This is a genomic window from Pseudomonas sp. KCJK9016 (genome assembly GCF_046231795.1).
GTDB classification, from domain to species: domain Bacteria; phylum Pseudomonadota; class Gammaproteobacteria; order Pseudomonadales; family Pseudomonadaceae; genus Aquipseudomonas; species Aquipseudomonas bananamidigenes.
In genome coordinates this window covers 310,733-331,335 of sequence record NZ_JBJJMM010000001.1, presented here as the reverse complement: position 1 = coordinate 331,335, position 20,603 = coordinate 310,733, and the positions used below count along the sequence as shown (strand labels likewise).

17 protein-coding genes are annotated in these 20,603 nt (G+C 62.6%); 6 read left to right on the top strand and 11 right to left on the bottom strand.

Annotated elements, in window-relative coordinates; translation table 11 throughout:
• Window positions 1-67 precede the first annotated feature (67 nt).
• Window positions 68-514 (top strand): TadE/TadG family type IV pilus assembly protein, encoded by a 447-nt coding sequence (locus tag ACK6BI_RS01390; protein WP_065260240.1) that lies wholly within the window; start codon window positions 68-70, stop codon window positions 512-514.
• Window positions 511-3,261 (top strand): ATP-binding protein, encoded by a 2,751-nt coding sequence (locus ACK6BI_RS01385; protein ID WP_409315709.1) that lies wholly within the window; start codon window positions 511-513, stop codon window positions 3,259-3,261. Before ACK6BI_RS01390 ends, ACK6BI_RS01385 begins: the two co-directional genes overlap by 4 nt.
• Here the strand turns inward: ACK6BI_RS01385 and ACK6BI_RS01380 are convergent.
• The 5 genes from ACK6BI_RS01380 to ACK6BI_RS01360 form a co-directional block, all read right to left on the bottom strand.
• Complete coding sequence (locus ACK6BI_RS01380) at window positions 3,258-5,255, bottom strand: pilus assembly protein TadG-related protein (RefSeq protein WP_409315708.1); 1,998 nt, start codon at window positions 5,253-5,255, stop codon at window positions 3,258-3,260. The two genes, ACK6BI_RS01385 and ACK6BI_RS01380, sit on opposite strands and share 4 nt — an antisense overlap.
• 147 nt (window positions 5,256-5,402) lie before the next feature.
• Window positions 5,403-5,960, bottom strand: coding sequence for a DUF4136 domain-containing protein (locus tag ACK6BI_RS01375; protein WP_065260243.1), 558 nt, complete (start codon window positions 5,958-5,960; stop codon window positions 5,403-5,405).
• A 54-nt stretch (window positions 5,961-6,014) separates the two neighbouring features.
• Window positions 6,015-6,626 carry a DUF4136 domain-containing protein gene (locus ACK6BI_RS01370; RefSeq protein WP_409315707.1) on the bottom strand — a complete coding sequence of 204 codons (612 nt, stop codon included), beginning with the start codon at window positions 6,624-6,626 and terminating at the stop codon, window positions 6,015-6,017.
• 12 nt (window positions 6,627-6,638) lie between these two features.
• The gene (locus ACK6BI_RS01365; protein WP_409315706.1) at window positions 6,639-7,388 is read right to left on the bottom strand and encodes a methyltransferase; all 750 of its coding nucleotides are present in this window, start codon (window positions 7,386-7,388) and stop codon (window positions 6,639-6,641) included.
• The gene (locus ACK6BI_RS01360) at window positions 7,388-7,690 is read right to left on the bottom strand and encodes a MazG-like family protein (protein WP_409315705.1); all 303 of its coding nucleotides are present in this window, start codon (window positions 7,688-7,690) and stop codon (window positions 7,388-7,390) included. The genes ACK6BI_RS01365 and ACK6BI_RS01360 overlap by 1 nt, the downstream gene beginning before the upstream one ends.
• 143 nt (window positions 7,691-7,833) lie before the next feature.
• On the opposite strand from ACK6BI_RS01360, the gene ACK6BI_RS01355 reads away from it, so the two are divergent.
• Together ACK6BI_RS01355 and ACK6BI_RS01350 are read left to right on the top strand one after the other, a co-directional pair.
• Window positions 7,834-8,127 carry a hypothetical protein gene (locus tag ACK6BI_RS01355; protein ID WP_065260247.1) on the top strand — a complete coding sequence of 98 codons (294 nt, stop codon included), beginning with the start codon at window positions 7,834-7,836 and terminating at the stop codon, window positions 8,125-8,127.
• A 37-nt stretch (window positions 8,128-8,164) separates the two neighbouring features.
• On the top strand, window positions 8,165-9,532 hold the full coding sequence (locus tag ACK6BI_RS01350; RefSeq protein ID WP_409315704.1) for an MATE family efflux transporter: 1,368 nt from the start codon (window positions 8,165-8,167) through the stop codon (window positions 9,530-9,532).
• Here ACK6BI_RS01350 and ACK6BI_RS01345 read toward each other — a convergent pair.
• The 6 genes from ACK6BI_RS01345 to ACK6BI_RS01320 all read right to left on the bottom strand — a co-directional run bounded on the left by ACK6BI_RS01345 (window position 9,523) and on the right by ACK6BI_RS01320 (window position 16,210).
• Window positions 9,523-10,317, bottom strand: a complete 795-nt coding sequence (locus tag ACK6BI_RS01345) for a DUF4123 domain-containing protein (protein WP_409315703.1) — start codon at window positions 10,315-10,317, stop codon at window positions 9,523-9,525. The genes ACK6BI_RS01350 and ACK6BI_RS01345 overlap by 10 nt on opposite strands.
• Window positions 10,314-11,657 (bottom strand): type VI secretion system Vgr family protein, encoded by a 1,344-nt coding sequence (locus ACK6BI_RS01340; protein WP_409315702.1) that lies wholly within the window; start codon window positions 11,655-11,657, stop codon window positions 10,314-10,316. Before ACK6BI_RS01340 ends, ACK6BI_RS01345 begins: the two co-directional genes overlap by 4 nt.
• Window positions 11,658-11,889: 232 nt before the next feature.
• Window positions 11,890-13,803: an arginine decarboxylase gene (gene speA / locus ACK6BI_RS01335; RefSeq protein WP_065260251.1), complete on the bottom strand. Its 1,914-nt coding sequence runs from the start codon at window positions 13,801-13,803 to the stop codon at window positions 11,890-11,892.
• 219 nt (window positions 13,804-14,022) lie between these two features.
• The gene (locus tag ACK6BI_RS01330) at window positions 14,023-14,394 is read right to left on the bottom strand and encodes a translation initiation factor Sui1 (protein ID WP_065260252.1); all 372 of its coding nucleotides are present in this window, start codon (window positions 14,392-14,394) and stop codon (window positions 14,023-14,025) included.
• A gap of 187 nt (window positions 14,395-14,581) precedes the next feature.
• Complete coding sequence (locus tag ACK6BI_RS01325; protein WP_409315701.1) at window positions 14,582-15,139, bottom strand: NUDIX hydrolase; 558 nt, start codon at window positions 15,137-15,139, stop codon at window positions 14,582-14,584.
• Between the two features lie 3 nt (window positions 15,140-15,142).
• The gene (locus tag ACK6BI_RS01320; protein ID WP_085711234.1) at window positions 15,143-16,210 is read right to left on the bottom strand and encodes a DUF2333 family protein; all 1,068 of its coding nucleotides are present in this window, start codon (window positions 16,208-16,210) and stop codon (window positions 15,143-15,145) included.
• 642 nt (window positions 16,211-16,852) lie between these two features.
• Here ACK6BI_RS01320 and gcbA point away from each other — a divergent pair.
• Window positions 16,853-18,517 (top strand): diguanylate cyclase GcbA, encoded by a 1,665-nt coding sequence (gcbA, locus tag ACK6BI_RS01315; RefSeq protein ID WP_409315700.1) that lies wholly within the window; start codon window positions 16,853-16,855, stop codon window positions 18,515-18,517.
• Between the two features lie 51 nt (window positions 18,518-18,568).
• The gene (locus ACK6BI_RS01310; protein ID WP_409315699.1) at window positions 18,569-20,515 is read left to right on the top strand and encodes a methyl-accepting chemotaxis protein; all 1,947 of its coding nucleotides are present in this window, start codon (window positions 18,569-18,571) and stop codon (window positions 20,513-20,515) included.
• Window positions 20,516-20,603: the final 88 nt, after the last annotated feature.

Genomic DNA, 20,603 nt, shown 5'->3' with positions numbered 1-20,603 from the left:
AACCGTCCGTTTTGGCTGAATGATTCTATGCTGAGACTACGCAGTGACTGTCAGGGTAGACGCACGGATGAAAACCGGCTCTCGGAAGGCGCAAAAAGGCGCGGTGGCGATCGAGTTCGCCCTGGTGTTCGTGATCTTTTTCGCGGTGTTTTACGGCCTGGTCAGCTACGCCCTGCCGCTCGTGCTGATGCAGACGTTCAATCAGGCCACCGCTGAAGCAGTCCGTCGCAGCGTCGCGGTCGATCCCACGACGCCCAATTATTCGACGGTTGTCGTCAACACCGCCAATGCCGCCCTGACGCAGCAGTTTTCAGGCTTGCCATCCTCCCTGAACGTGGTGGTGGGCGTGGACACGTCGGCGACCTATGACGCCGCGCAAGGCACGCTCACCGTCAGCGTCAACTACCCCGTCAGCAAGCTCAATCAGGTCATTCCGTTTCTGGTGTTGCCGGGCATCGGCGCTGTTCCGAGCCTGCCCACCAATTTGACCGCCAGCTCGAGCCTGAAATTTTGACGCCCGGGGACAATCTGTTCGGTCGCCTGCTCAAGCGCGGTCCGCTCGCCGGCGACGTGCCGGATGTGCTCGGCTCACCAGCAACGGGCCTGCATCTGTACCTCGATGGCGAAGGTGGTGTGTTGCAAATCGCCGGACCGTTGCGCCACCTGCTGGCGCAGCAGGTACCCCGGGATACACCGCTGCCACTGCGCGACCATCTGTTGCCCCACAGCACTCTGACCATCGAAGGCCGACCCCGGGACTGGCAAGGGCAACTGCTGGACCTGGACTTCACCGGTCTGGGCGAGCAGGTCCTGCACCTGCGCGGCTGGGTACAGCCGTTGGGCAATGGATGGCTGCTGCAACTGATCGACATTACCGATCTCTTGTCCGAACGCCGGCAGGCCCATCAACGCGAGGCGTGCCACGCCATTGCCGAGCAGATCAGCAAACAGTTGCGCAGCTGCAGCCTGGGGCGACTGCCAACGGTCGTCAGCGATCAACTGCAGACGATTGCCCAGCGCTGGCAGATCCCGTGTGTGGCGCTCGCCCTGCTCAATGAGCAGGAACAGGGGTGGCAGATTCACTGCCAGTTCCACGCCCACGATGCACCGGCGCTGTGGCATGACGGCCAGCGCCTGGGTACGCCGCTGGACAGTCTCAATGGCACCGGTCCGCAGCGCCTCGGTGCGCATTACGGCCAGTATGAACATTCACGGGTCCAGGGCCTGTTCGGCAACGCCGAGGGGTTCGCCGTACCTTACAGCGATGATCGAGGCGTCATGGCGTGGCTGCTCTGCGGCTTTTACGCCGTCGACAAGACCGCGCCGTACCTGACCGACCGCGACTGGCTGATGCTGGCCGGGGCATTGGCGGGGCCGCTGCTCGGGCGCTTGCGCGAGCAACAGCATCAACTGCAACTGGAACGCCTGGAATCGTTGCAGACACTGCTGGGCACCGGCTGGTGGGAAATCGGCAGCGGTGGCGAACATATCCAGCTGGCGCCGACGCTGACCGCCATTCTGCATCAGGACAGTTCGACGCTGCCCCTGGAAAACTGGCTGAACCTGATCCACCCCGCCGACCGCGAAGAAGTGCGCAGCCGATTGCAGTCGCTCCAGCTGCACGGAGAAATCCTCGACCTGTGCGTGCGCCTGCACCCTCGTGACGCCAGTCAGCCGCCAGCGTGGTATCGCCTCCAGGGACAGGTCAGCGGCACCGGCGATCACCGGCGGCTGGCGGGCTTCATGCTGGACATCAGCGACATCAAGAATCAGCAGCAACGAGCCGCTGCGGCCCATGCGCGGCTGGACAATCTGATCGCCAGCTCGCCGGCGGTGATCTATGTCCAGCACTACATCGAAGGCGCGTTGCTGCCGGCGTTTTTCAGCGCCAGCCTGCAACCGCTGCTTGGCTGGAGCCTGGAAGACTGCGATGCCGCTGCGCTGGTGGAGCGGATTCATCCGGATGACCGGCCCCTGTATTTCGAACGGACCCGGCAGCTGTTACGCGAAGGTTCGGTGCGCGCCCGTTATCGCCTGCGCGACCATCGCGGCGATTATCACTGGTTGCTCGACGAAGCCCGCTTGCTGCGCAACGATCTCGGCCTGCCGGTGGAAGCCGTCGGGCTCTGGCTGGACGTCACCGAGGCGACGCTGGCCGCCGAGCAGGTCAGGCAAAGCGAAGAACGCTACCGGATCCTGGTGGAAGACTCCCCGGCGATGATCTGCCGCTATCGTCCGGACCTGATCCTGACTTTCGGCAACCGCCCGCTGGCGAAGTATCTGGAATGCGCTCCCGAAGCGCTGGCCGGCGTGGATCTGGGCAGCTGGATGTCCGATGCGCAGCGCGCAGCATTCGTCGAACGCCTGGCACAGTTGACCCCGGAGTCCCCGGTCAGCACCGCCGAAATCAATCTGCAATTGCCGGGGCGCGAGCATGCGTGGTGGGTGTGGTCGGATCGCGGCGTGTTCGATGAGCACGGGAAACTGATCGAAGTGCAGGCCGTGGGCCGCGACAACACCGAAGTGCGCCGCTCCCAGCAACAACTGACCCAAAGCGCGAAAATGGCCACCCTCGGCGAAATGGCCACAGGCCTCGCCCACGAGATCAACCAGCCGCTGAACGTGATGCGCATGGCCATCGTCAATGTGCAGAAACGCCTGAGCAACGGCGATGCACAGATCGACTACCTGACCGACAAACTCAACCGCATCGACGCCCAGGTCCAGCGTGCCGCGAAAGTCGTGGACCACATGCGGGTATTCGGCCGCCGCTCGGAGATCGAGCAGCAACTGTTCAACCCCGCCAGCGCCATCGAAGGCACGCTGTCGCTGCTGGCCGAAGGCATGCGCGGCAAGGGTGTGGACCTGCGCATCAGCGAAACCGCATTTGAGGTTCAGGTACGCGGATACGTCGATCAACTGGAGCAGGTGTTGATCAACCTGATGGTCAACGCCCGGGATGCGCTGCTGGGCAAACGCGAGTCAGATGCGGCGTTCAAGCCATGGATTTCGATCTACGCCGAGCGCGACGAGCAGAAGGTGCGTCTGTGGGTCGAGGACAACGGCGGAGGTATCGACCCGCGTCTGCTGGAGCGGATTTTCGAGCCGTTCTTCACCACCAAACCGGTGGGGGTCGGCACCGGTCTGGGTTTGTCGGTGAGTTACGGCATCATCGAAAACATGGGCGGCCATCTGAGCGTGAGCAACTCGGCGGACGGTGCGCGGTTCTGCATCGAACTGCCGATCGCCCACGACGACTAAATGACGAGATAGGCCTTGCCGGTCTGACCGCAGGTCATGTTGGCGCCCACGTCCACGTCCATCAGATTGATCCCCAACCCCTTGAGCAAGTTGTTGAGCAACGGGTCGAGCAGCGGACTGACCAGATTGGTGATCAGCGGTTGCAGGATCGTTGTGACATCGCTGATCAGGCTGGCGACGCCGGTCACGATGGCCCCGAGCGGATTGCTGCCCTGTGGCTTGTAGACGATCAGATTGATCCCGGCGAGGGTACTCGCCAGGCTGTTGACGATATCGCTGGTGGGCGCGACGGCAATCACGCTCGGCGGCAGCTTCAGGTTGGGCGGCGTGGCGAACGGCGTGCCACTGGAAAACAGCAGATCCTGAGTGTTCTGCGCCACACTGGAGTTGACCATGATTGCAATGCCGCCGGCACCGTATTGTACGTGGGTGCTCGGGTCGCAGGTGCCGATGCCAAGGATCTTGTGGCACGTCACGATGCCCAGGTCCACCAGCGGCAACGGCGTGACCGTGGGTTCGGCCGAGGAAGAAAAGGCGTTGGTCGGATCAATCTTGCCCAGTTTGAGGTCGGCTACGGAGGTAAGGGTGTGGGCCGTCAGGCTCTTGGTCCCGGTATTACCGGTGGGGCAACTGTAATCGGTGACATAACTGACGGCCCCGCCGGCATCGAGGCTGATGTCGATTTCCGGCGAGGGCAGCAGTTGCGGGTCCAGTTGCTGACAGCCGGCACCCAGCAGGCAACCCACCGAGTTCAACGTGGCGACCAGGTTCAGGCTGAGCAGCGCATTGAGTGTCGGGGTCAGTGTGCCGACCAAACCCAACACTGCGTTGGTCAGCCCGGTCACTCCGGACAATACCGGCAGATTCACCGAAAGCATCGTGCGGATCTGCGCGGTGCGCACATAAATCCGGTTCGGCCCCAGCGGGTCAGCCTTGGCCAGGGCCGGATCGCCAATGGCGGAAAACTGCGGCGGCTCGATGACCTTGACCCGCACCGTGACATTCGCCAGCCCCAGCACGCTGATCGGCAGGGTGGCGGCCACGGCGCTGTTGCTGTTGGCCAGCTGGATCACACCCTGGATCAGTTGCAGCAATTGCAGATTGGCGTCGAGCCCGGCCGCCGTGGTGCCGGTCTGCAACTGCAGAATATCGCCCAGCTTGAGCGGCGCGGCATTGATCGCCGCCACCTGCAACTGTCCCAGCGCGGTGATCACGTCGGCGGTTGCGCCGTTGAGCTGAACCACCGTAATCGCGGCCTGGATGAGTTGCGTCACGGTGGTCTGGGTATTGAGCAGCTGGGTGTAATTGCCGGCGGCGACGTTGAGGTTGATCGCCAGTTGATTCAGATAGCTGAGCAGGTTGATGTCCGTGTTCAGCAGGCCGTTCCAGCCCAGGGCCGTCAGGTTGACGTTACCGCCGAGCAGGCCGGAAAACAGCGGATTGAGGATGTTCGACTGGGCGGTGCTGATGTTGGCCAGATTGCTGCGGATATTCAGCTGGGCCACAGTCGGCTGGGGTTTGGCAGCCACTGCCGAGGCATAAAGCACGGTGTTGAGATTGAACGGCGTACCATTGAACAGTGACTGTACGCCGCCGGCGAAACTGGTTGTCACGCTGTGGTTGGCGGCGACCTTGACCGCCACCGCCTGGGTGGCGTCCACGCTGAATGTGCGCAAACCGCTTGAAGCTGTCACCAGCGTGCCGCAGTCGACCACCAGCACGTTGTTGGCGTCGGCGACAAAACCGTTGCGCGCCGCACTTTGCCCGGCGTAAGCGGCAGCAGTAAGGCCAGGCAGGCAATTGCCGCCACGGCTGATCGCTTCCAGCGCCGCGTTGTCCACCAGCCGCTGAAGTTTGCGCTGCTCCATGTACAAACGACCGGTGTCCACCACCAGCAACATCAACACCAGCGCCAGGCTGAGGGTGGCGGCCGCCATCAAGCCGATGGCCCCCCGCTGCCGGGCTGGGCCGCGACACTGCGAACGACGCGACATGGCGCACTCCTTTGCCGGCGCACGGCCGGGCGCAAGCTCCGTGGGTGGATTTCAGTGTAGACGCGGCATGACGACACTGCTGGCAACGCGCCAGCCGTCCCTCCAAAAAAAACGGGAGCCCCTGGGCTCCCGTTATGTGGCGCTCACCTAGCGCGGAGGGTAGTTCGACAGGATACGCGTCACCGTTTCATGGATGGCGCTGCTGCGATCCGCCGGGTTCGGCGTACGACTGAGCATCTGCTCGTCGCTGCCACGCCACACCAGTTTGCCGTCCTTGCCGTCGAGAAGATCGATCTGGATGGTCGCGACCTTGTACGTGATGTTGCGGGTTTCGTTGTACATCGGCCCGCCCCAGTAGCCATTCCATGGGCCGCCCCAACCGCCGCCATAGTTGGTGGTGACTTGTTGCTGACGATCCTCGACGATCAGATAGGCCTGTACGTTCAAATCACCTTTGCTGCCCGCCGCGGCCGGGCGCAGGCCGCGCTGGTCCAGTTGATCGGCGACGGACTGACGAATCCGCTGTTCGGTCAGGTCGCTCTTGATCCGTGGGTCGTCCGGACGGTATTGCAGGGCGGGTTCTTTCCAGCTCCAGCTGCGATAGGCGGCAAAGTCGCGGCTGGCGTCGTAGTCATGATTGACCTGGTTGGCGGCGCAGGCGCTGAGCAGCGCGGCCATGGCCAGTAAAGCAAAACGGCGGAACATGGTTTTTCTCCGGTGGAAAGCATGAACCTGGGTGCGCTTCCGTTTAACGAGAAGCTAACTGGGAGGATACGCCGACATGGCCTTTTCCACAGCCTCGCGGATCGCATCGGCCCGGTCACTCTGATTGCCTTGCGTGCCGGTTTCGGCGCTGGCACTCCAGACCGGCTGACCGGTGCCGGCATCGAACAGATCGATCCGCACCACCACGACCTGTTCCTGATAAGTGCGAACAATGGGCACCGTGTTGTACATCCCGTAGCCCCGGCCGTAGCGGTCATAGCCGCCGTATCCGCCGTAGTAGCCGTAATCGTCCTGGACCTGGCGCAAGCGGGTTTCCAGACTCAGGTTGGCGCTGACGAACAGATCGGCCGGGCGGTTGTCGTGCAGCGGACGCAAGCCACGCTGGTCCAGCGCACTGCTGACGGCTTCGGCCACCTGTGCCGAATCCGCCCAGGCACTGCCCGGGGGCAGGCGCCCGTTGAGCCACGCCCAGCTGCGGTAGCGCCCGTAATCCCGGGGCGGCGCGGGATAGGCGCTGCGGTCGAAGGTGGTCGCGGCTTGCGCTGGCGCCGGCGGCAGGGGCCGTGACTGCGCCACATAAGGGTTGCTGCCCTGGCACGCGGCCAGACCCAGACAGATCAGCAATATCCCGGAATGACCTTTCATTTCATGCTCCGATCAGATCGGCCGGCAGATCCAGTGCAGGTAGCGCCCAAGCCCGGCGAAGCTTGGGTGACGACGGTGGGCGAGCTCCATCTCGAGCAAATCGATCAACTCGGCGCGGGCCTGGAATTCCACCGGCATGTAATCATGGAAAACCCGCACCCCGCTCTGGATTTCGACCTGCCACATCCCCTCGAGTTGCGTGGCCAGTTCGCGGGGATCCAGCGGCTGCTGAGGCGTCAGGCTCTGTTTTTCGCCGGCCATGTCGTTCCTGCGCATTTTCTTGAAATGGCCTTTGAGCAGGTTCCGGTAAACCAGCGCATCACGGTTGTAGAACGCCAGCGACAGCCAGCCGCCGGGCCTGGTCAGTTGATGCAGCACCGGCAGGATCGAGTGCGGTTCGGCCAGCCATTCGAGCACCGCATGGCAGATCACCACGTCATAGGGTTCGGTGAGCTGGCCGAGCAGTGCCTGCCACGGCGCTTGAATGAACGTCGCGGTCTGCCCGGCCTCGGCGAATCGCTGGCGTGCGCCTTCGAGCATCGGCTCAGCCGGCTCGGTGAAGGTCACGTCGTGCCCGCGCTCGGCCAGCCACAGCGACATGTGGCCCAGGCCGCCGCCGATATCCAGCACTCGCAGCGGACGATCCGGCAGGACTTCGGCGAGATCGGCCTGCAGCACCGCGAGGCGGATCGCGCCTTTGGCGCCGCCATAGATCTTCTCGGCGAAGCGCGTCGCCAACTGATCGAAATGACGGTCGCTCATCAGCTGAACCGCCGTTCGCTGTCGGCGAGCTTGCTGCGCACCACTTCATTCATGTCCAGCCCCAGCTCGCTGCACAGCAGCAACAGATACAGAACGATGTCACCGACTTCCTGCCCGGCGTGGGCCAGTTTATCGGCGGGCAATTCGCGGGACTGCTCTTCGGTCAGCCACTGGAAGATCTCGACCAGTTCGGCCATTTCCACACTGGCGGCCATGGCCAGGTTTTTCGGGCTGTGAAATTGCCGCCAGTCATTGCGGTCGCGAATGGCGTGCAGGCGTTCGGTCAGTTCAACAAGGTTCATCGGGATCTCCTGAAGGCGTATAGCTTCGGGGGGATGCGGATCGAAGGCAAGGGCCAGTCACCCGTTAAAACCCTCTATGCTTGCAGGGAACTCGGCCGCACCCGCTGCGGCCCAAGGCTCAGCTCTTTCATCAGGATGCAAACATGCAGGTAGAAAGCTTTTTCGAATGGCTGGGCCAGGCGCTCGGCTCGATCATCCGTTTCATCGTCGACGGCCTGAGCGGTCTGTTCAACGTGTTGAGCCATGCCGGCGGCAACTTCGTCGACGGGTTGGCGAAGGCGCTGGGCATGGACACGTCGATCATCAGCATCATCGCGTTGATCATCGGCCTGATGCTGCTGTGGTCGGCGATCCGCGCCTTCATGAACGCCTCGATCATTGCCGGGATCATCTGGCTGTTGCTGGGGCTGTGGCTGTTGAGCTGGATCATTCACTGACCTCACCCGTTACAATGCCGCTCCCCAAGGAGCCCGCATGCGCAATCTGATCACCGACTGGCGCGACCGCCCGACCCATCGCCGGGTCTGGGCCCTCGCCGCCCCCATGATCCTTTCCAACATTTCCGTGCCGCTGGTGGCGCTGGTCGACAGCACCGTCATCGGTCACCTGCCCCACGCCCATCAGTTGGGCGCCGTTGCAGTCGGCGCCAGTCTGTACACCGTGCTGGCCTGGGCCATGGGTTTCCTGCGCATGGGCACCACCGGGTTCGCCGCACAGGCGGCCGGGCGCAGCGATGGTGCGGCGCTGCGGCAAATCCTGTTGCAGGGCCTGCTGCTGGCGATGGGGCTGGCATTGCTTCTGGGTGCCATGGGCGTGCCGTTGAGCGGGGTCGCCCTGCACTTCATGCAGCCGTCGCCGGAGCTCAATGAACTGACCCGCGACTTCTTCCACACCCGTCTGTTCGGGCTGCCGGCGGCACTGGCCAGCTATGCACTGGTCGGCTGGTTCCTCGGCACCCAGAACGCTCGGGCGCCGCTGGCGATTCTGCTGACCACCAACCTGATCAATATCGTGCTGAACCTGTGGTTCGTGATCGGTCTGGACTGGGGTGTGGTCGGTTCGGCCAGGGCTTCGGTGGTCGCCGAATGGTGCGGTGCCCTGCTCGGTCTGGCGCTCACCCGCAAGGCCTTGCGCGCTTATCCCGGGCATATCGTCTGGGCGGCATTAAGGGTGTGGCAAAGCTGGCGTCCGCTGTTGGGGGTCAATCGCGATATCTTCATTCGCAGCCTGGCGTTGCAATCGGTGTTTTTCCTGATCACCGTACAAGGCGCGCGACTGGGCGACGCGACGGTGGCGGCCAATGCGCTGCTGCTCAACGGCCTGCTGTTGACCGCCCATGCACTGGACGGTCTGGCCCACGCGGTCGAAGCCTTGTGCGGCCATGCCATCGGCGCCCGCGACCGCCTCGCCCTGCGCCGTTCACTGGTGGTGGCCGGTGGTTGGTCGTTGCTGGCGAGCCTGGGTTTTGCCGGGCTGTTCCTGTTCGCCGGCCACCTGTTCATCGAAATGCAGACAGACATAGCGAGCGTACGCGAGACCGCCTTCATCTATTTACCCTACCTCGCCGTGTTGCCGTTGATTGCGGTCTGGAGCTACCTGCTCGACGGCCTGTTCATCGGCGCCACCCGCGCCAGGGAAATGCGCAACGGCATGTTGTTGACGGTGACGTTGTTACTGCCCGTTGCCTGGGCACTGAGTGGATTGGGCAACCATGGCCTGTGGATATCCTTCCTGCTGTTCATGGTGTTGCGCAGCCTGACGCTCGGAACACTGGCGTGGCGTTTGCGGCACAACGACGGCTGGTTCGCCGGGGCCGTTCACGGGGGCAGCGCTCACCCTTGATCGTTCTGCCAGCGGCGGCGTACATGCTCGAGCCGCTCGCGCGGAGTCAATCCGGGCGGCGGTTGCACCAGGGCCGCCCGCGGATGCTGCGAGCGTAGCCATAACCAGTCGTCCAGTATGCTGCGCTCGCTGAATCCCAATGACAGCCCCTGCTCGAACCAGTTGGACAACGAGCGATAACCGGCACCTGTCGCCCGGCTCCAGCGCCACAGATGCTGGTCCAGCAGGCAGCGATGCAGGTGTTCACGCTGCCGTCGGGTCAGGCCTTGTTCGATCTGCAACGGTTCGACGGCCAGCCTCGGATTGCTCAGTTGCTGCCAACCCTGGCTGCCACTCGCCCGATCGGCCCACGTGCCGCCGAACCAGCGCAGCCAGTCGATCGGACCCAGCCATTGACTCAACTGCCGGGCATCACAGGCGTCGAAAAAGTAACTCGCGGTCTGGGCGTTGTAGTAATTGAGCAACGCACGGTGATTCAGACCGACCGTGACCGTCAGCATCCGCTGCAGATGGTCACGCATGGCCTCGGCAGATGCCCTGCTGCCCAGCAACAGCCCGCACCAGGCCTGCGGATCGGAATGACACAGCGCCGACAAAACCGGCCGGTCCCGCAGATCGATCAGCAACGGGCCGAGATCGGCTGCGGGCTGAAACTCCGTGCCGTCAAACAATCTCATGGTCGGTACACCCGCAAACTCCTGCAGCAATACATTCACGGCCTGCGGTGCATGTGCGACATCCAGCAAAAGCCATTGCGCACTCTGCCCCGGCCCCCTGCCGCTCATCGCCCGTCGCCCGGGCCGTACCCGGCAACCAGGCGGCAACTGCACACCGACGCCCGACAGTGTCGATAGCTGCCACCTCCGGGCATCAGGCATAGCAGAAGCAACGGCTCACCGCGATGCAGCCATTGCGCCAGTCCGTCACTTTCCAGGACATCGGGCAGTGGCGGCGGTTCGTCGCGCTCAAGGCTTTCGAAAGGTACAGGCGGCTGCAGAACACCACTGATCACCGGCTGCTCCGGATCGCCTTCCAGAAAACTCACCACCACCTCCACACCTTCACGCATTGACGCCAGCACGTTGTCCGCCAGCGCGGGAGCCAATGGCAGCCAGCAGTGACTGGGCAGCGCGCCCTCGCCCTGATAGAGCCAGTCGAACTGCACCGCAACGGGCCGCGAACGGTCAGGTCGTGGTTCATCGACCGCCACGACCCAGGCCCGTTGCAGACTGCTCATGCGCGGTGCCGGATGCTCGGCGACCGGCACATTGACCTGCAAGTGTTCGGCGGCGCAGAGGCGATTAACGTAGGAAGGTTCGAGCATCCGGTCGGCACGATGCTCGATCCGGGTCAGCAGCCAATCCGTCGCACCTTCTGCAAACGGTGCCGGAGCCAGACTCAACCATTGCCCGCAGCGCAGGGTCGGCATATCCGAATGCCCCTGTGCGGTGCGAATCCGCCGGACACGTTCGCCGCCTTCTCCAGCTCGCTCCCTGATCAGCCAGCGCCGCACTGCCGGCACCTGCCCCTCGATGTCGAACCGAACGGTTTCGGCCCGGGACAACCTCGCCGGATCATCCCCGAACACCACGCAATGGCTGTCATGCCCATGTTCGAAGTGATAGTGAATCCGGGCCTGTCGGCACAAGCGTTGTAACAGCTGCAGATCCGACTCGCCGTATTGGGTGCAGAACATCCGGACCGGATACTCGGACTGCAATTCGAACCGCCGTCGCAGGCCCGTGATGCCATGCTCCCTGAGGACCTGATCCAGAATTTGCGGAACGGATCGACCACTGAAGATTCGCTGGCTGTGGCGCAGTCCCAGACAGCTCAATCGAGGCTCCAGCCGCGTGCGGCACAACCTCGGCCCATGACCGTGTTCGTGCTGGACAAGCCCCTGCAACTGGCCGTGCACACCGTTGCCCGGCGACCCGAAAGACAAGTACGCCGAGCGATGCAGCAGCCCGGCCAGGTCAAGATGAGGATCCTCGATCAACAGATCGACTTCAAACGCATACGGCTCGCTGATGGCCTCGCACCCGGTAAAGGCCAGGACTTCGAGCGGGGCGGGCAGACCCGCGACATCGAGGCGAAATGACGGCTCGTCGGCTGGATCGAACATAAGCGATTCTCTACAGGAGGGGCGGGCGGGGATTCTCGCCGAGAGCCATGGCCGAGTAGAGAGCCGAAGTACAGATTCGGAAATGACCTACGCGAAAAGCAGACGTCATCACTTTTCTCGTGAGGACTACGGTCAATTCGCAAGTCGAAGAAGAGAAGTCTCACCAGGTCATCTGAAACTTCCGCTTAATGCGGAAAAATTTCAGACAACCCGATGGAGTCGGAACCTGCCGTCAGGAAGACAGGTAGGAGGAACGGGTCAGGCCCAGGCGCAACGCATCGAGGAACTGGGTGCGCTCGCTGGCGCTGATGCGGGCACTGGCGCACTTGTCGCGATAGTGAGTCATCAGCTCTTCCGGCGACAGGTGCACGTAGCGCAGCATGTCTTCTATGGTGTCGTGGGTCTCGATCCCGGCGTGGTACACGCTGCCGTCGGCGTTCTGGTAGATGTTCACCGAGTCGGTGTCACCGAACAGGTTGTGCATGTCGCCGAGGATTTCCTGATAGGCGCCGACCAGGAACACGCCGAGCAAGTAGTCTTCGCCTTCGTTCAGCGCATGCACCGGCAGGCTGGTCTCGATGCTCTGCTCGTCGACGTACTGGTTGATCTTGCCGTCGGAGTCGCAGGTCAGATCCTGCAGCACCGCACGACGCAGCGGTTCTTCGTCGAGACGGTGCAGCGGAATGATCGGCAGCACCTGATCGATCGCCCAGGTGTCCGGCAGGCTCTGGAACACCGAGAAGTTGCAGATGTACTTGTCGGCCAGCTTGTCGTTGAGTTCGTCCAGCACCTGACGGTGCGAACGCTGACGTGCCTTCAGCGAGTTGTGCAGTCGACGGCACACCGCGAAATAGCACTGCTCGGCCAGGGCTTTCTCGGCCAGAGTCAGTTTGCCGTCGGCGTACTGGGCAGCGACATCGCTCATGTAGTGGGTGGCGCGCCAGTAGGTTTCGGTGACCATTTCAATGTCGGTCGGGCCGAGCAGGTCGACCAGCCACTGCACGGTTTCCGGCAGCGCTTCCTTGTTCTCGATCTGCGGCACGTCGTCGTTGTGCTTCTCGACGTCGGTCACCTGCACCACCAGCATCGCGTGGTGGGCGGTCAGCGAACGGCCGCTCTCGGAGAAAATGTGCGGATGCGGCAGGCTCTGCGCATCGCAGAACTCCTTGAGCATGCCGACCACAACACCGGCGTAGTCGTCCATGTCGTAGTTGATCGAGCTGGCATTGCGCGAGTGGGTACCGTCGTAATCCACGCCCAGACCACCACCGACATCGATGTGGTCGACCGGCAGGCCCAGGTTGCGCAACTCGCCGTAGTAACGGATCGCTTCCTTGAAACCGTGCTGGTAGTCGGCCAGGTTGGCGATCTGCGAGCCCATGTGGAAGTGCAGCAGGCGAATGCCCTGATCCAGGCCGGCCGCGCGGAAGCGCTCGACCACCGACAGCAGTTGCGCCGCCGACAGACCGAACTTGGATTTCTCGCCACCGGTATCGGCCCATTTCGACGATGCCAGCGACGACAGGCGCACCCGCAGGCCGACCTGTGGCTTGACCCGCAGCGAAGCGGCCTCTTCGATCACCAGACCGACTTCGGACTCTTTCTCGATCACGATGAACACGTTGTGGCCGAGCTTCTGGCCCATCAGTGCCAGACGGATGAACTCGCGGTCCTTGTAACCGTTGCAGACGATGGTGCCGCCCTTCGGCGCCAGCGCCAGCACGGCCAGCAGCTCAGGTTTGGAGCCGGCCTCCAGACCGATGGAGACGTTCTGAGTGGCGATGATGTTTTCGATCACCGCTTCCTGCTGGTTGACCTTGATCGGGTACAGCGCGGTGTACTTGCTCTGGTATTCCAGACGCTCGATGTTGGCATCGAATGCACCGGTCAGCTGACGCACGCGGTCTTGCAGGATGTCGGGAAAGCGCACCAGCAGCGGCAACGACAAGCCACTCTTGCGCAACTGGTCGACTTGTTCGAACAGGTCGATCGGCGAACTGTTCGGACCGTTCGGACGAACTTCGACGCGACCGGCGTCATTGATCGCGAAATACCCGGCCCCCCAATGGCGAATCCCGTAAACACTGCGGCTGTCCGCAACTGTCCATTGGCTGCCATCGTCTTTGCGTGTGCGTCGTACGGACATCGAAGTCCCCTATAAAGAAGTCATGGTGCGTCGCCTGGTTGCAGGCCGGCGCAGTCTAAAGAATGAAAATGACGGTTCGTCAGCGGGGCGGTAGACCGCGCTGACAGCGTTGAGTTTAGAAACCGGTCTTGAACAGGCTCTGTGAAAACCATGGAAACGACGCCGGAACCGATGACCATCAGTGCCGGACCAGGCCGCAGGTGGTTTTCACAGAGGCTGCTAACCGCCGGACTTCTTCGCCTTGAAACCGTGCTTGACCAACTCGGCCAAGAGTAGCTCGACGTGATCGCCCTGGATCTCGATGACCCCGTCTTTCAACGCGCCGCCGGTGCCGCAACGTTTCTTCAACGTTGTCGCCAGTTCCTTGAGCGCGTCTTCGGCCAGGGGCACGCCGGTGATGGTGGTCACCGTCTTGCCGCCACGCCCCTTGCTCTCGCGACGCACGCGGGCAATGCCGTCGCCGGCCGGGATAACGGTTTGTCTGCAGATACAGGCGTCCACCGGCTTACTGCATTCCGGGCAATGACGACCTGCGTCGGTGGAAAATACCAGGCCGCCCAGGGCGGCGAAGGATGCGGCTTTTTTGGCCACCGGCAATCCTCTCGGGAGGACAAAGACTGATCGCAGCCCTGGGCAAGGCTATCGACCGCGAAGCCCCACTCAGGCAGGGGCAGCGCTACTGCACCGGTTGCTTCCAGAAGACAGGCCGGCACAGCTTGAAAAGGTCGCGCAGTGTAACGGCAAAAACGCCGATTGCTAAGTGCCAATCGGCGCCAATTTACGAGTTCTTTGCGACGTCGCCCTGTCGGGCTTTCAGATAACGTTTCAATGCGGCCAGAGAGTCCGGGCAATAAGGCTTCCGCTCGATTTCCAGCATGACCTGATCGACCGGAATGAAGCGCGCTTCAAGCACTTCTTCCGGCTGCAGGATCAACGGCCCGTCCCACACGGCCGAAAACGCCGAACACCACAGGCGATTGCCGGGGTCCTCGAAGAAAAAATGGTCATGCGCCGTCAACTCAACGCCGCTCACGCCCAACTCTTCTTCAAGCTCACGGGCCGCCGACTCGGCGTAGGTTTCGTCCGCCTGCACCATGCCGCCCGCCGCCACGTCCCAGTAACCGGGATAAATGGCTTTGCTCAGGGTCCGCCGATGGACGCAGAGCTCTCCGGCGGAGTTGAACAGCATGATGTAGGTGCCACGGCCGATCAGCCCGCGCGCGCGCAAGTCGGCGCGGACGAGGGAACCGAGCAGGTTGTCCTGCTCGTCGACCCAGGCGATCCGTTCGGCATCCGAGGCGGCGCGGTGGGCCGCCTCTCTGGCGTTGTCGCTCATGAATCAGCCTTGATTGAGCAGTTGACGAAGATCGATCACGGCGGCGTTGGCCCGGGAAATGTAGTTGGCCATGACCAGCGAGTGGTTGGCCAGGATCCCGAAGCCGCTGCCATTGAGGATCATCGGGCTCCAGACGGTTTCCTGGGAAGCCTCCAGCTCACGGATGATCTGGCGCACGCTCACCGTGGCGTTCTTCTTCGCCAGCACGTCGGCGAAGTCGACCTCGATGGCGCGCAGCAGGTGCGACAGCGCCCAGGCCTGGCCACGGGCTTCATAGAACACGTTGTCGATCTGCATCCACGGCGTCTCGACGACTTCCTCGTCCACCTGCGGCACTTCACCCACCGCCGGAACTTCGGTTTTCAGCGCGGTGTTGAGCTTGACCCGACCCACACTGGCCGACAGGCGTTGCGACAGCGAACCCAGACGAGTCCCGACATCACCCAGCCAGTTGTTCAGGTTGTCGGCGCGGGCATAGAACAGCGCATTCTTTTGCGTCGGGTCGGACAGGCGCGCCTGATAACGGCTCAGGGAGTTGATGCCTTCCTGGTATTCCGACTCGCTGGACGGCAGGATCCAGCTCTTGTTGTCGAAGTTGAAGCGCGGCTCGGCCTTGGCCAGATCGGCGTCCTCAGCCGACTGCGACTGCGAACGGGCGAAGTCCTTGCGCAAGGCACGGGTCAGGTCGCGCACCTGAACCAGCACGCCGTATTCCCAGCTCGGCATGTTGTCCATCCACAGGCCCGGCGGGAAACGATCATTGGAAATGTAGCCACCCGGCTTGTTCAGCAGGGTGCCGGCAACAGTCTTGAGGGTTTCGACGGTGGTGTAGCCGACCACCATTTGCTTGCCTTCTTTCTCCGCGGCCAGCTGCGCATTCTGCGCCACGGGGAACAGGGCCGGCTCCTCGCTCCAATACCAGCCCAGGGCGATGGTCACCAACAGGTAAATACCGACCAGTGTGGCCAGTGCGCGGCTGAACAACAGGCCGCCCACATAACTGCGGGCGGCGGATTTCGGCTCGGCGGCACGTTCGGGCGCGCTGCCCGCGCGATTCTTCCAGTCCAGCATGGCGATATCCTTTCAAACTTGGGTTCAACGGTTCGACAGCAACCATACAACAACGTGCCTCGACCCGGCACCCACGAATGGAGCATCGGGGAAAATCAATCGGACGTTGCCCGTGAGCGAAAGAATAGACGCCTCTCTCAGACGTTGAAGATCCTCATTGCGATCTAAACCACAACCGGGCATGGGCGGCGTTGATCGCCCGGTTACGTTGCACCGGATCGGCAATCAGCACGCCATCGAGGGCAACTACGCAACCGGCCGGGTGCTGTGATTCAGACGCTGGTTATCGCTGGGGTGTTCGTTGAAACACTGGCTCATATCCGGGGAAATTCTTGTAGGGGTTTCCCTGACCCTACCAGTCCGAATTCCTGCCGAAACCGCCTCAGGGAAAAATCAGAATGCCCTGACAGACAAAGCCCTCCCGCCACCGGGACGCTTCCTCAACAGCCTTGGGAAACCTCCCGAAACCACCTGTTCACGGACGCTTGGTCGACGAGCAGGTCCGGTAGGAAACCACCCGGTCAGAAACTGAATAGTGACGTACCGCAGATTATTGACGTACGACACTCATGTAAGGGAAAAGAGGTGCTAGCATAGAGCCACCAGTCGACCTCAGCATGCAGCCTAACTAGTAGTCAGGATATGACCGAGCCAGAAGACCCCAGCCGTGAGCGCCTCAAGCACCACTTTGCCCAGCGGGTAATTCATCAGGCACGTCAGATTCTTGAGATATGGCAGCGCCTGCAACGCAGCGAGTGGTCCACGGCCGACCTTGCCGAGCTTAGCGAGGCCAATTTGCGCCTGTTGCGTTTTGCCGAGCGCTTCGAACAGCCCGAGCACAGCCAACTGGCCCACCACATCAGCCAGTCACTGGAAGCGGTGGACGCCAATCGCGGGCGCCTGAGCAGCGGCCTGATCACCGACCTCAACCGCTTGATGCAACGTTTGTCCCGCACCGGCCTGCGCCATGGCGACCAGCTCGACCAGACCTTTCTGCCGCCCCTGCGCAAACCAATCTACGTGATGCTACAGGACCACGACCGCGCCGAGCGGCTGGCCAAGCAACTGGAGTTTTTCGGTCTGAGCGCCCAGGCGCTGGACAGCGTGTCGGCGTTTCGTTCATCGATGGTCGAGCGCCTGCCGGCCGCCATCGTCATGGACGTGGATTTCAGCGGCGCCGGCGTCGGCCTGAAACTCGCGGCGGAAGCCCAGCAAGGCCTGGAAGAACCGCTGCCACTGCTGTTCTTCAGCCTGCACGAAACCGACACGCCGACCCGCCTCGCCGCCGTGCGCGCCGGCGGTCAGGAATTTCTCACCGGCACCCTCGAAGCCTCGAGCCTGCTGGAGAAAATCGAAGTGCTGACCTGCGTCGCCCAATATGAACCCTATAAAGTGCTCATCATCGACGATTCCCGCGCCCAGGCCCTGCACACCGAGCGGCTGCTCAACAGCGCCGGGATCGTGACCCGTACGCTGATCGAGCCGATTCAGGCGATGGCCGAACTGGCGGACTTCCAGCCGGATCTGATCATCCTCGACATGTACATGCCGGCCTGCACCGGCACCGAACTGGCCAAGGTCATCCGCCACAACGACCGCTATGTCAGCGTGCCGATCATTTATCTGTCAGCCGAAGACGATCTGGACAAGCAGCTCGATGCCATGAGCGAGGGCGGTGACGACTTCCTGACCAAGCCGATCAAGCCGCGGCACCTGATCACCACCGTACGCAATCGCGCCGCCCGCGCGCGCAACCTGAAGGCACGCATGGTCCGCGACAGTCTCACCGGGCTGTACAACCACACGCACATCCTGCAACTGCTCGAAGACTGCTCGTTCCGCGCCCGTCGCGAGAACAAGCCGTTGAGCTTTGCCATGCTCGACATCGACCACTTCAAGCGGGTCAACGACAGCCACGGCCACCCCATGGGCGACCGGGTGATCAAGAGCCTGGCGCTGTTCCTCAAGCAACGTCTGCGCAAGACCGATTTCATTGGTCGTTATGGCGGCGAAGAGTTCGCCATCGTCATGCCCGATACCGATATAGAAGCTGCCCATAAAGTGCTCGACGAAATCCGCCAGCGCTTCGCCGAGATTCACTACCCGGCCCAGCCTCAGGATTTGTGGTGCACCTTCAGCGCCGGCGTGGTGGAAATGCGCGACGATTCCGACAGCCTGATGATGGCCAGCCAGGCCGACGAGGCGTTGTATCGCGCCAAGGCAGAAGGCCGAAACCGGGTGCAGACCGCGCGAGAGCAAAGTGCCACTTTTTCATCGGAATCGACCGATTCGGTCATAACCCTGTAACAGAACCGCAATAAATTCAGGCGCTTACCATTACTGCCGTTGGTAGCCGTCATGCGCCTGAAGTTGCTCACCAATCTCAACACGCTGTTGCTGGTCGCCGTCTGCGTGGCCCTCGGCGCCACGCTGTGGTGGTCACAGAAAGCCCTCGAGCGTCCGTATCTGTTGATGGAGCGCTACCTCGCTCTGTCGCAGCAATTTCAGAATGAAGTCGCACGCAACGTCGAGGACTACCTCGGCAGCGGCGATGCGCTGCGCCTGAGCAGCGCCGGCCAGGGCATCGACAGCTTGCAAAAAGAACTCGGCGCGTTGCCGCCGGTACTGGCCGAGACGCTGCGCCCGAGCCTGTCGAGCCTCGAAGAGTTCAGCAAGACCGACCTGCTGGCTGCTGGCAAACTGGCCGGCGATCCACAGGCATTGCTGCTGCAGGCCGAACGCGAACTGAGTGCCAGCCTCGACCAACTCAGTACCTATGCCGGCGGCAACCCGGCCTATCTGGTGCCGTTGCTTGCCGCGTCGCAACACCTGGGCAAGTTGTCGCTGGCCCGGGACAAACTGGTCAGCAGCGGTCGCAGCGAACTGGCCGCCGATGTCGAGCGCGAAGTGAGCAACATCCGTACCCAGGCCCGGACGATCGACGCCCTGCCCTTGCTTGGGGTGGTGACCAGCAGTGAGTCCGGCAGCGACGATTTCGCCTCGATGATGGGCATCGAAAGCACCGAGAAAGCGGTCGCCGAAGATGCCGGCGTCGGCCTCAAGCGCGACCTCAACAGTCTGCTCAATCGCTACCCGGCGGAACTGGCGCGAACCCGCGAGCAGATCCAGAAACGTACCGATCTGAGCACCGCGACCCACCAGAAAATCGCTGCGGTGCAGCAGGCCATTGCCGGCCTGGAGCCGGTGGTGCGCGCCCAGCATGGCCAGATCCAGAGCGAGGTGCGGCTGATGCAAGGCGTGATGATCGGCCTGATCCTGTTGATCGCCCTGCTGATCGACACCCTGCAGCGACGCTTGGCCCGCACCCTGACCAACCTCGCACCCGCATTGTCCACCTGGGCGGAGGGCGACTTCAGTCGCGGTATCCATCTGGGCAAGACCAACCGCGAGCTGCATGACATCGAAGCCTCGCTCAATCGTCTGCGTGCCTATCTGGTGGACCTGGTGGGCACCATTCGCGGCAATGCCGAACAAGTGGCGGGCAGCAGCCGCACGCTGGCCGAACTGAGCAACGACCTGCACAGCGGCGCCGAACATCAGGCCGGGGACACGGCGCTGATCCGCGACTCCCTCAGCGAACTGGAAGCGACCATCCAGCAAGTGGCCGGTGATGCGCGTCAGGCGGCGGACGCCAGTCGCCATGCCGGCCTGGCCGTCGAACACGGGCAGAAAGTCATCGGCCAGAGCCTCACCGGTCTGCATGCCCTGGTCGGTGAAGTACAAGGCAATGCGCAGATGATCGAGCATCTGGCGCAAGAATCGGCGACCATCGGTGGTGTTCTGACAGTGATCCGCTCGATCGCCGACCAGACCAACCTGCTGGCCCTCAACGCGGCGATCGAAGCCGCCCGCGCCGGTGAAATGGGCCGTGGTTTTGCCGTGGTAGCCGAAGAAGTCCGCTCACTGGCGCAACGCACCGCCGGCGCCACCGCTGAAATTCAAACCCTGATCGCCGGCCTGCAAACCGCCGCCCGACAATCGGTCGAAGGCATGCGTGCGCAAGTGGAGCACGCCGAAGCCACGGCCAGCCAGGCGCAATCGGCGGACGGTGCGCTGGACAAGATCGTCGGCGCGATCCAGACCATTTCCGACACGGCGGTCCGCATCGCCGAAGCCACGGCACAACAAAGTGGCGCGGTCAGCGAGATCCGCGATCACAGCGAACGAATCCATCAATTGGGTGGGGATAACCTGCTTCGCATCGGTGAAGGACGCGAACAGGGGGAGAATCTGCTGGTATTGGGCGGGCAACTGCACACAGCGGTGCAGGCATTCCGCGTCTGATCGCGATAATGCCGGTTTTGGGTACCCGAATGACCGGATCTCACTGCCCAGTCACATATTTCGCGCAAACATCGGAGATCGTGCTGGC